At 71.3% G+C, this 10225-nt stretch carries 12 protein-coding genes and 1 pseudogene; all 13 read right to left on the minus strand.

Annotated elements, in window-relative coordinates:
* Window positions 1-182 (minus strand): annotated as a pseudogene (locus FHG89_RS33445) (hypothetical protein); the annotation flags it as partial.
* 225 nt (window positions 183-407) lie between these two features.
* The gene (locus FHG89_RS30590) at window positions 408-1055 is read right to left on the minus strand and encodes a GGDEF domain-containing protein (RefSeq protein ID WP_139587858.1); all 648 of its coding nucleotides are present in this window, start codon (window positions 1053-1055) and stop codon (window positions 408-410) included.
* 94 nt (window positions 1056-1149) lie between these two features.
* Entirely contained in the window at window positions 1150-2148 is a 999-nt protein-coding gene (locus FHG89_RS30595; RefSeq protein WP_139587859.1) for a MarR family transcriptional regulator, read from the minus strand.
* A 179-nt stretch (window positions 2149-2327) separates the two neighbouring features.
* Window positions 2328-2678 carry a histone-like nucleoid-structuring protein Lsr2 gene (locus tag FHG89_RS30600; RefSeq protein WP_139587860.1) on the minus strand — a complete coding sequence of 117 codons (351 nt, stop codon included), beginning with the start codon at window positions 2676-2678 and terminating at the stop codon, window positions 2328-2330.
* Window positions 2679-2709: 31 nt separating this feature from the next.
* A complete protein-coding gene (locus tag FHG89_RS30605; RefSeq protein WP_139587861.1) occupies window positions 2710-3864 on the minus strand; it encodes an FAD-dependent monooxygenase in 1155 nt (384 codons plus the stop codon).
* 260 nt (window positions 3865-4124) lie between these two features.
* Entirely contained in the window at window positions 4125-4442 is a 318-nt protein-coding gene (locus FHG89_RS30610; protein WP_139587862.1) for a hypothetical protein, read from the minus strand.
* Entirely contained in the window at window positions 4439-5284 is an 846-nt protein-coding gene (locus FHG89_RS30615) for a hypothetical protein (RefSeq protein ID WP_139587863.1), read from the minus strand. The genes FHG89_RS30610 and FHG89_RS30615 overlap by 4 nt, the downstream gene beginning before the upstream one ends.
* A 108-nt stretch (window positions 5285-5392) precedes the next feature.
* Complete coding sequence (locus FHG89_RS30620; RefSeq protein WP_139587864.1) at window positions 5393-5635, minus strand: hypothetical protein; 243 nt, start codon at window positions 5633-5635, stop codon at window positions 5393-5395.
* 97 nt (window positions 5636-5732) lie between these two features.
* The gene (locus FHG89_RS30625; protein WP_208761166.1) at window positions 5733-6542 is read right to left on the minus strand and encodes a hypothetical protein; all 810 of its coding nucleotides are present in this window, start codon (window positions 6540-6542) and stop codon (window positions 5733-5735) included.
* 330 nt (window positions 6543-6872) lie between these two features.
* Window positions 6873-7271 (minus strand): hypothetical protein, encoded by a 399-nt coding sequence (locus FHG89_RS30630; protein WP_139587865.1) that lies wholly within the window; start codon window positions 7269-7271, stop codon window positions 6873-6875.
* 36 nt (window positions 7272-7307) lie between these two features.
* Entirely contained in the window at window positions 7308-7826 is a 519-nt protein-coding gene (locus tag FHG89_RS30635) for an AAA family ATPase (RefSeq protein ID WP_139587866.1), read from the minus strand.
* Between the two features lie 175 nt (window positions 7827-8001).
* A complete protein-coding gene (locus FHG89_RS30640) occupies window positions 8002-8889 on the minus strand; it encodes a replication-relaxation family protein (protein WP_139587868.1) in 888 nt (295 codons plus the stop codon).
* 308 nt (window positions 8890-9197) lie between these two features.
* Window positions 9198-10225 (minus strand): type IV secretory system conjugative DNA transfer family protein (locus tag FHG89_RS30645; protein WP_167517570.1); only part of this gene is annotated, 1028 nt, incomplete at its 5' end.

Raw genomic sequence — 10225 nt, forward strand, 5'->3', positions numbered from 1 at the left:
CAGCAGGGGCCCTGCTGCCCGCGGCACTGCAGGTTCGCGCAGGCGCCGTCGGGCCCCAGTGGGTGGGCGGCGGCGACGCCGACCGCGAGCGCCCACAGAAGCCTGTCGGTGACGTCGTCCGGTACTGCGGTGCGGTCGCTGGGACGCCGGCTGCGGTCCTCGGGGTGTGCGGGGTGTGCCATGGCGGGTGGCCCTTCGGTCGGCGGATCGCGTGTATGCGCAGTCGCCGCCCGACTCGCGTCCCGGCCGGTGGGGAGCTGATGACCGGATGACAGGCGACGACCGGCGCTGATCGACGCTCACCTCTTAATGAAGGTCAAGTCGTGTCTGACGGGAGCAGGCGGGACATGATGGGAACCTCGCGCCCGTCGACGGGCGCGAGGTCCTCGTGGTGTTTCCGTGAGCGGTCAGCGGTGGCGCAGGTCCCGCAGGCGGGTACCCGGCGGCGGCTGGGTGTGGCCGGTGGTGGCGGTGGCGGCCTGGACCCCGGCTCCGTTTTGTTTGGCCTGGTACATGGCGATGTCAGCTTGGCGTAGCAGGGTGCGCGGGCCGACGCCGAGGGCGGCGCTGGTGTGCCCGACGCTGGCGCGCACGGCCACGGCGTGCTCGCCGAGGTCGACAGGGTGGCGGCCGACCGCCCGCCAGGCGGCGCGGGCGGCGGCGGCGACGTCGTCGGGGCCGCCGTCGACCAGGAGGGCGAACTCGTCGCCCGACAACCGCGCGGCGAGCCGCACCGGCCGCGGCAGGGCGGCCAGCCGTCGGCCCACTTCGGTGAGCACGTCGTTGCCGGCTTGGTGGCCGAAGGTGTCGTTGACGGTTTTGAAGCCGTCGAGGTCGAGCAGGACGAGCCCGAACGGGGCATCGGCGCGTGTGGCGCGGGTGAGGGCGGCGAGCAGGGCTCGCCGGTTGGGCAAGCCGGTGGTGTCGTCGTGGTCAGCGGCGTAGCGGGCGCGGGTCAATGCCTGCTGCTGGCGCCACAGCAGCGCTGCGGCGAGGGCGAGACCGGCGAGGATTCCACCGGCGGCGGTGACGATCGAGGTCAGGATGGGAGACACTTCGGGAGCTCCTTGTCGCGTAAGGAGCACCGGGGGCGGGCGTGGTTCCGGGAAGTTCGACGCCCGCCTCCGGGCTACCGGCTGGCGGGGTCGTTCAGGTGGTGGAGTCGGCGAGGGCGAACGTGGCGGGTTTCTCGGCGGTCAGGACCGCCCGCCCGGTCCCGACGAGTTTCACGGCGGCGTTGTGGACCGCGCCCGCGCTGGCCTTCTTCGCTTCGGTTCCCTCGTTGGCCCGGTCGACCAGCTTGCACAGCTCGCTGACCTTGTACTGCCGGTCGGGGTTGGCCTCGAGGATGTCGAGGATCGCGCCGCGCAGGCTGCCCGACGCCCGCCGGGCAGAGGCGTGTGCCGCCTCGCCCGCCGCCTCCGTGCCCGGCGGTGCGGCGGGTGCTTGCGTAGCGAGATCGCCCGTGGTGCTGGCGGTGGACGTGCCGGCAGGAGCACCGTCCGGTGTGGCTGGTCGGGCGTCCGCTTCGGCTGCTGGGGGTGTCGGTCCGGTGGCCGGATCGGTGTCGTCGGTCGTGACCGGCGCCTCGGCCTCGGCAGTCGAGCGGGCGCTGCCGTCGCCGTGGTCGGTTTCGGTGTCCTCGGCTTCAGCGGCCGCGTCGGGTGCAGCGTCGGCATCGCCAGGAGCCGGCGATGCGAACTCCTGGGCGGGCTCCGGCTGCCCGTGGGCGGGAACCTCGGTGGCTGGCGGCTGCTCGTGGTCCTGCCCGGCAGCCTCTCCGATCTTCTGCGAGTCGTCGCCGCGCGGCCCGTGTTCCGCGGCGGTGCCGTGTGTGTCGGCGTCGCGGGTGGCGGGCTGCGCGGCGGGCTGGCCGTGATCGCCCTGTTCGGCGCGCACGCGGCCGATGTCGGTCAGCTGCCACAGGCTGGGTCCGGTGTCGCGTCGGGTGGGCTCGGCCAGTCCCGCGTTGTGCAGGGTGCGCAGTTTCGGGGTGGTGGTGGAGTAGCCGAGGCCGGCTTCGGTGGCGATGGCGGCGGCGGTGGCCTCGCCGAGGCGGTGCAGCGCGGCGAGGACCTTCGCGACGCCGGGCGCCAGGGGCGCTGGTGTGGCCGTATCGGTGCTCGTGTTGGCGGGGGTGCTGGTCATGGGCGCGTGGCCCCCTTTCTCCTGCCGTCAGCAGGGGTTGCTGAGTGAGGCGTGTGCACTGATGCACGCTTCGGTTCGGGTTTTGATCAAGTCGTCTGCCCGGAGTGCGGGACTGCGGCGCCGCGCACAGGTGTGCCGCCCGGTGATCGCTCGCCGGGCGGCACCTTCGTGACCGGGGGTCAGTGCGCGGCGTGGTAGGCGTCGCGCACCGCGGCGGGGATGACGCCCCCGGTTCGGGGTCGGGGCAGGTTCAGCTCCTGCCAGTTCGCGCTCCACCACCAGGTGCGGATCTCCTGGCTCTGGGTGCGGCCGGTCGCGCTGCCATGCTGCCGCCGTGGTGCCCGGGGCTGTTTCGGCAGGCGCCGTCCGGCCGTGATGAACGGGCCGAATGCCGCGGCCATCCGGTCGAAGTTGCCGGCGGACAGGTCGATCTCGTAGGTGACGCCGTTGAAGGCGAACTGGTAGGTGGCGACGTCGTCGGTGGAGCCGTCGAGGTCGTCGACGAGGATCGCGGTGGTCTTGGTGGCCATGAGGAGGCCACCTCCTTTCTCTCGGGGTGGGTTACTGGGCGGGTTGGTGGGTGCCGAGGCCAAGCTGGTGGCCGATGACGGGCCCGCGGTGCACGGCGGCGACGGCGGCGGGCAGGTGGCGGCGTTGCCAGCCGTGCAGGGCGGCGGTGAGATCGGCGGCGTACTTGCGGTGCTGGGTGAGGGCCGCGGCGAGGCCAGCGGCTTGTTCAATGCCGTTGTTGGCGCCGCGGGCGGTGTGGGGGCGCACGGGGGCGAGGGCGTCGCCGAGCAGGACAGCGTGACCTCTGCCGACGGGCCAGACCATGCGCTCCGGTGGGGTGATGTCGAAAACCGGCACCGCCATGCGGGTGGTGGTGGCGTGGACGACGGCGGCATGGTCGACCGGCAGGAGCAGGTCGGCGTGGGTGTCGACGTGGGCGCGGGCGGCGGGGCTGACGTGCCGGGGCAGGGCGAAGACCCGGCGGGTGGGGTCGGCACCGAACCGCTGCGCGTACTCAGTGCTGGTGCAGTTGAGGTAGAAGGTCCAGTCGCAGCCGCCGGGTACCGGGGCGAGATTGAACTGCGCGCCCGGGCAGGGCTGTAGCCGCAGGAAGTCCCGCAGGCCGGACTGGGGAGTGATGTCGGCGATGCCGCGGTGGGCGACGTAGCCGGCGTACCGCAGGGTCCGCTCGGGATCCAGCAGCCGGCGGCCGGTGGAGGACCGGCCGTCGGCGAACACGACCAGGTCGGCGGGTGCGGTGTGGCCATCGCGGAACCGCAGCACCGGCTGGCCGGCCTGCTCGGTCAGGGCCGTGACCTTCATGCCGGCGTGCAGGACGCCGACGGGTAGGCGACGGGTCAGCGCCTGGTGCAGCAACGTCCAGGTGGTGTTGCGCCCCGGGTAGGTGCGTCGGATGGTCTCGGCTGGGTGGCGGTCGCGGATGGTCATCTGGACGATGGCCTCGGAGTCGTGCGCCACGATCTCGTGCTGGCCGATGTCGAGGCGGTCGAGCACGTCGAGAGCGGGGTGTTCCAGGCCGATGAGGCCGCCGCCCAGGGGCGCGGACGCCGGCGCGGCCTCAAAGACGGTGACGTCGTCGAATCCGGCGTGCAGCAACAGCAGCGCGGTCACAGGGCCGGTGATACTGCCGCCGATGACGGCGATGGTGAGCTGCCGACCGGAGACCGGACTGGTGCTGGATGTCATGAGTGGGGTTCCCTTCTGGCGGGTGGGAACCCGGGCACGGCCGTGCCCGGGTGTGCGCGAGTGCGCGGGTGGCCGGGCATCGGCCAGGTGGTGCCAAACAGAAGGCGGGTCAGCGACGGTGGGCCGCGGACGCGCTGGTCAGCCGCCGCGGTGCGGCGGGCGGATGGAGGCTCGAAAGGGGTGGCGCCGGACTGCGTCCGCTGGTGCGCGAGGTGCGACCGGGCGGGCAGAGCAGCGCGGGAAGGTGTGGCCTTGGCGGGTTACCGGCCGGGCGTGGTGAACGGCGGCGTAGCGGGAAGGGTCTGCCGCGCCCGCTGCAGCACCTCGTCGGCGACCGGGATCAGCGGCGCCACGTCCGGTGAAGCCGTCGGGGTCGTGCGGTGCCAGCCGCCACCAGGGCTGCCCGCGATGATCGTCCAGGTGAACAGCGCGGGTGAAAACCTCGGCGAAGGCGGTGCTCTGCGTGGCGTAGCTGTCGCGGTGGACCCGCACCCGAAGGACGTACCCGTCGGATGGTGCATCCGGGTCAGCTCGTAGGTGCCGTGGCCGCCCTGGTGGAACACCTCGTCGACGGTCACTGTGACCGGTCCGTGGGGTCGGTGGCGCGGGTGGTCGCCTCGGAGGCGACGCGGGTCCAGGGCCACCGGTAGGCGCCGATGGCGTAGCAGCGGTTAGCGTCCGGGACGACCCGGTCGTCCTCGAACCAGCGACTGCCCAGGCCGTCGTCGTCCTCCCACTCGACGGCGACCTCGTCGCCGTCGAACCGCAGCCGGGGGTGCTCGCCCGGCATATCACCGGGATAGAGGGCGTCGAGGTGGGCGGCCATGCGCTGCACCGCGAACCGGGGGAAGCGGCACAGCACCGCGGTGCGGGAGAGGGTGGTGTAGCCGGTGGCGACCATGGCGCGGTAGGCGCCGCCGCCGACCAGATCGCAGGTCACGGTCGCCGGGGTCCAGGTGGCAAGCGGTGGGCTGATGTCGCCCCGCTGGCGAGAGATGCGGTAGCGGTCGTTGGTAGCCTCGCTCGCCGGGTCCGGGTGCAGCCCGAACCAGTGCATCTCGTGGCGGCGGGCGTAGCGGAGCAGATCGAGCAAGTCCCGCCGGCCGTCAAGGTGGCCGGTGTGCAGGGGCAGGAATCCTTGTCCGTCCTCGGTGGGGACCGGGTTGCCGGTGGCGCCGGTAGCGGTGTGGGACCAGGTTTCGGCGAGGACGCGGTGGTCGACGCCGTCGGCGTCGTACCAGCGGGGTACCCCGTTGGAGGACAACCAGTCACCGTCGGCGTCGTGGGACCAGATCAGCGCGGCCTGGTCCGGAACGCCAGCCCGGTACTGCCGCCGCGTCCTGAGATGCGCGCTGGCGGCGGCGGCGTGTTCGGCGAGAGGGAGGACGTCGTCGAGTCGGAACCACAATCGGTGGGACATGAGGACCCTCACAAGGGGTTGGAAGAGGGAAAGGTCGGCAGTAGCGCCGAAGCTCATGGGCGATGCCCCCGGCCTCCGGGGCCTCCCGCCCTCGAACGGGTACCGGTGTCAGCTGACATCCACGGTGATCATCGCCAGCTGCAGCAGCTCGTCATAGGAACCGCAGGACTCGGCCGAGGCGGTGAAGGCGGCGGCGGCATCGGCGCCGACGTCGCGGCGCAGCGCCCGAGAGACGGCGGCGATGATGGCGTACGCGTTGCCGTTTCCGCCGCTGAGCTGGACGTGCACATGCGGGTAGACCGGCCGAGCCGGGCCGCCAGCGGCGTCGTTTTGGTCAGGCTGGTGGGCCATCAGTAGGTCTCCTTGACGTGAGGTAGCCAGTCAGGCCGCCACCGATCCCAGGCAGGAGGAGGGGTGGCGGTGCCCGACCGGCTTCGATTCGGTGGTGTTACAGGGCGACGGCGAGCAGCCGCTGGTCGGCCTCGACCGTGTCGAGGTACCGCATCGCCTGCTCGAGGTAGGTCACCCGGTGGGTGAGGGCGTCGCTCGCGGGTGCGAGTTTGTGCCCGTCCGGCGTGAGCAGGGCATCGCCGCACACGGCGGTGGTGGCGCTGTAGTGCTGGTAGGCCATCGGGCCTGCCTGGAACATCTCCAGCTCCCCCACGGCGAGGTGGGCGGCGCCGTAGCTGGCCGCGTTGTGCATCCGCATCGCGTTGACGCGGGCCTGGTTGTGGAAGTCCGCCTCAGCCCGCTCGCGCGGGTAGCGGGCGGGGTCCGCCAGATGGCGGGCCAGCAGGGTCGGCCACGGGGCGGCTGGCCGGGTGCCGTGCACGACCTGCTGCCACAGTTGGTGGCGGATGCCCGCGCCGACGCCAGCGGCGTGGCGCATGGCGGCGAGGTCCAGCAGCTTGACCGGTCCGCCGGCGCAGTACACCGGGCGTCCCTTGCGGGGCGCGACGAGGTGGCCGCGCTGCCACAGCCACATGTCCGGCGTGGCCCAGAAGCGGGCCTGCAGATTGCCGGACACCCCGAAGTGTCGGTCGAGCTGGGTGGCGGTGAGGGCCTGGGCCGGCAGTCCGTCGGGCAGGCAGACGATCATGGTGTTGATCGTCGCGGCCGGCGTGACCACCAGGCTGGTGGCGGCCGTGGCACTGGCGGTGGCCGTGGGGGCGGTCGTGCGGCCCTTGCGGGGCGTCACCGTCGGCACGCGGGTGCCGTAGCGGCTCAGGGGAGTCGCGGCACCGTTGGTTGCGGTCATCTGGGGTTCCTCCTTCGGTTGGGGTGCGCTGTGGGCGCGCGGAAGCGGCCGGTCCACCGGGTGCATGGGTCGGCTCACGGAGCGAACAGGGGGTGGAGCGGGGTGGTGCTGGTGGTGCGGTGCGACCTCAGGGCCGCCGCGCGGCGCGGGCGCCGACCGGCCGAAGGCGGGTGGGCGGAGCGCACCGTGGGGTGCGGCGGTGGTTCCCGAGGTGGGACCGGACCGGAAGAAGCGATATATGGGTGAGAGATGGTGCCGATGAAGGTAGCCGCCGGATCTGTCAGCGCCAGCCGCCGTCATGATCGTCAGGACTGCGGTTGACCTGCCCTGTCAGACGCTTTCCGGGCTCGCCGGGTGGTCGGCGGCGAGTGTGTGAGACTTTGCCGGCCTCACAAACGCTTTGCATGGCCGCCAGCGTGGCGTTGACGTTGAGTAGCGGCGTCGGCGTCCGGCAGGGCGATCGCTGTCGGCGTGATGCGGCTTGTCGGCGCGGCTCATGCCGTCGGCACCGGCCGCCGAACCAGTCGGCTCGTGGGCGTGCTTGAAAGGATGCGGAGCGCGTATCGACACGAGCCGGCCGGTCAGCACCTTGCACTGGTTCGCCGGTGATGTTGACGAATTCGCCTCATCGACCAGTGCCGGACCGTCGGTATCCGTCTGGACGCCGTCTGCGCCGTAGCCGCGCACCGTTCCTGCCTGCATCTTCAGCCGGGACTGATCCCGCACCACGTTGTTGCCGACCTGCGCCTGTTCGCTTGGCGGGCGTCACCTCTTGACGGCCTCTGCGATCTGCAGGGCGGCCTGGGCGGGCGTGAGGTGCGTGGTGTTGACGACCTCGGCGTCGGCATGTAGCCACGTGCGGGCCGCCTCGGCGTAGTGCTCGAGGTATTTGAGGCGGAACGGGGAGGGGATGAGGTGTTCTCCCTCGATGCGCCTGCGGAGGGTCTCTTGGTCGGCGTGGAGGACTAAGTGCCTTACCGGGATGGCATGTTGAGCGAGGCCCCTGCTGATTTCGCGCCAGTACTGCTCGACCAGGACAGTCATGGGGATCACCAGAGTGCCGCCGGCGTATTCGAGTACGCGGTGGGCGGTCTCGACGACGAGGGGCCGCCATGGTGGCCAGTGCTGGAAGTTGTCCGTCTCGGGCAGTCCCGGCGTGATGTCCATGAGGATCTCGCCGACCTTCTCGGCATCGAACACCCGCGAGTCCGGGATCAGTTGCTGCACCAGTGCACTGGTCGTCGTCTTACCTGCCCCGTGGGTGCCGTTGATCCATACGATCATGGGAGCCGACGCTACCTGTAGCGCTTCGCCCGGAGGTCGACCTTCGACTTGGTGCCCTTCGGCTCCCACGAGCGTGACCGGCCTCGAGATTTCGGGGCTCGGTTCAGTGGTTGAGTCGCTCCTGGGAGTCGGCGGTGTCGGCTAACGCTTGGGAAGCGTCAGCTATGGCCGGCAGTCACACAAGGCCATTGACCTCATTTCCGTTGGTGGAGAGCGGATGCGAATTGGTGGCCGGGTTGTCCGGGCCGTGGTCCGAGGGCAGTTCGTGTAGCCAGCGGCGCGGGCCGGGGTCGGTGGTGAGGGTCCAGGCGGGTCCGGCGGGGTGTTCACCGTGGAGGCCGGTGGCGACGGGCATGGCGGTGGGCACTCGGGCGAGGGCGTCAAGGAGGTGTTGTTCGCGGCGGTGGCCGGGGACGCGCAGCAGCACCGGGTACCGCGGCCCGTAGATGGCGAGCTGTTCGTAGCCGCGTAGCTTGCGCAGCACGGTGCCGAGGGGTTCGGTGCCGTTGTCGTGTTCGAGGAAGAACCCGACGGTGCGCCCGGCCGCGTGCCAGATGCCGTGCCCGTCGGGCTGGACACTGGTTCCGCTGCCGGCGGCGTAGGAGGCGGCTGCGTAGGCGGCGGTGGTGTGCTGTTCGGACCACCAGCGCGCCAGCTGGGCGTGCTCGTGGGTGCGGGCGTAGCCGATGAGGTCGATGAACATTTGGTTGGTGCCGAGCAGGTGGGCTAGGCGGCGGCTGCCGATGATGCGTTCGGTGCGGTCGATGCTGGTACGCGGTGCGCGGGTGCCGGCCTGGTTCGGGTCGTTGAACTGGGTGGGGTGGACCACGGCGCCGAGCGGGCCGAGGGTGTAGAGGTACTGGCCGCTGCCGGTGGTGACGTCGACGAACCGGCTGACCGCCTCGATCTGGTGGAGCTGGGCGAGGCGTAGCCGGGCGGCGCGAAGCGAGGTGAACAGGGCCGCCGCGACCTGGTCGGTGGACAGCACGTAGTGCTCGGCGAGCCACCGCAGCAGCTGATGGTCGCGGACGGTCAGACGACGAAGCCGGTCAAGACGTGCCAGCCGAGAAGAGGAGCGGGAGGCCGAAGAAGAAGCGGAGGACGAGCGAGAGGCGGAGTTGTTGGCGGGCACGGTGGACGCTCCAGGCGGGAGAGGGGTCCCTCCGAGGGGAGGGTGTCTGAGTTCGGTGAGGCGGCACGGGGAGCTGGTGATGGCCGGTGAGCGGCACTGACAGATCCCTACGGCCGGATCTGTCAGTGCCGGATCGCGATCGGTGGTGAAGGGCTGGTGAAGCCCACACGGAAGGAGGCCGGGACGAGGGCTACTCCGCTCGACCGGTCTGTCGATCTCGCTCAGCCGCCCTGCGACGTTCAGGCGTTCGCCTCCGGGCGGCTCTTGGTCCGGGGGCGGCGGTTGTCGTCGGTTCGGGCCGAGAACCGGTCGACGAGGTCGTCGATCGCGCTGGTGTCCTGCGCCGGTACCGCCTGCGCGGCGGCCTGCCGGATGGCTGTCGCCTCGCCCACGACCGGCTTCGGCGGCCGGGTCTTGAGGGTGAACGCCGGCGTCTGCCGCCCGCCGACGACGAGGCGCCCGACGGCGGTGTAGGCGTCGAGGTGGGTCAGGTCGTGCTCGTCGAGTTCGGGCAGGGTGTGCCGGGCGAGGACGCGCGCGTCCTCCGGGGCGACGGAGAAGTACAGCTTATTGCGGGCGTTCGCCGACGCCGCTGCCAGGAGGTCCTTCGGGAACTGGGCCAGGTCCTGGTGCGCGAGGACCATCGACAGCCGGTACTTCCGCGCCTCCGCCAACATCGAGTCGAGGCTGTTGGCGAGGGTGAGGAAGTTCTGACACTCGTCGATGATCAGGGTGGCGTCGCGGCGTTTGTCCGCCGGCACGACCGCGCGCGCGGTCGCGGCCTGCCACACCTGCGCCAGGACCAGGGAGCCGAGGAGCTTGCTGGTGTCCTCACCCAGCTGGCCCTTCGGGATGCGCACCAGCAGCGCCCCACCGTCCAGGACCTTGCCCATGTCGAAGCTCGATTGGGGGTAGCGCATGGTGCGCTTGACGAAGTCCCGCAGCAGGAACGCCCGCAGCCGGGCCAGGACGGGGCCGATGACCTGGGAGCGCAGGGCCGGATTGAGCTGGTCGTACCACTGCCAGAACCCGGACAGGCCGGCCGGGTCATCCAGGCCGACGGTCATCGCCGACCGGAACTGCGCCGAGTTGAGCAGGGGCGGAATGTGCTGGAGGGTGACGTTGGCGTGCCGCAGCAGGGTCAGGCAGGCCACCCGCATGACGTCGTCCATCCGCGGCCCCCACGCCTTCGCGAAGATGTTCCCGAAGATCGACACGAGGTTGTCGACGACCAGGTCCGGGTCATTGCCGGACAGCGGGTTGAGGG

The organism is Micromonospora orduensis (assembly GCF_006228125.1).
GTDB lineage: Bacteria > Actinomycetota > Actinomycetes > Mycobacteriales > Micromonosporaceae > Micromonospora > Micromonospora orduensis.

Coding starts and splice junctions, on each gene's coding strand:
- FHG89_RS30625 (WP_208761166.1), bottom strand. CDS start 6,542: ATGACCGCAACCAACGGTGCCGCGACTCCCCTGAGCCGCTACGGCACC.
- FHG89_RS30600 (WP_139587860.1), bottom strand. CDS start 2,678: ATGGCCACCAAGACCACCGCGATCCTCGTCGACGACCTCGACGGCTCC.
- FHG89_RS30620 (WP_139587864.1), bottom strand. CDS start 5,635: ATGGCCCACCAGCCTGACCAAAACGACGCCGCTGGCGGCCCGGCTCGG.
- FHG89_RS30605 (WP_139587861.1), bottom strand. CDS start 3,864: ATGACATCCAGCACCAGTCCGGTCTCCGGTCGGCAGCTCACCATCGCC.
- FHG89_RS30615 (WP_139587863.1), bottom strand. CDS start 5,284: ATGTCCCACCGATTGTGGTTCCGACTCGACGACGTCCTCCCTCTCGCC.
- FHG89_RS30635 (WP_139587866.1), bottom strand. CDS start 7,826: ATGATCGTATGGATCAACGGCACCCACGGGGCAGGTAAGACGACGACC.
- FHG89_RS30595 (WP_139587859.1), bottom strand. CDS start 2,148: ATGACCAGCACCCCCGCCAACACGAGCACCGATACGGCCACACCAGCG.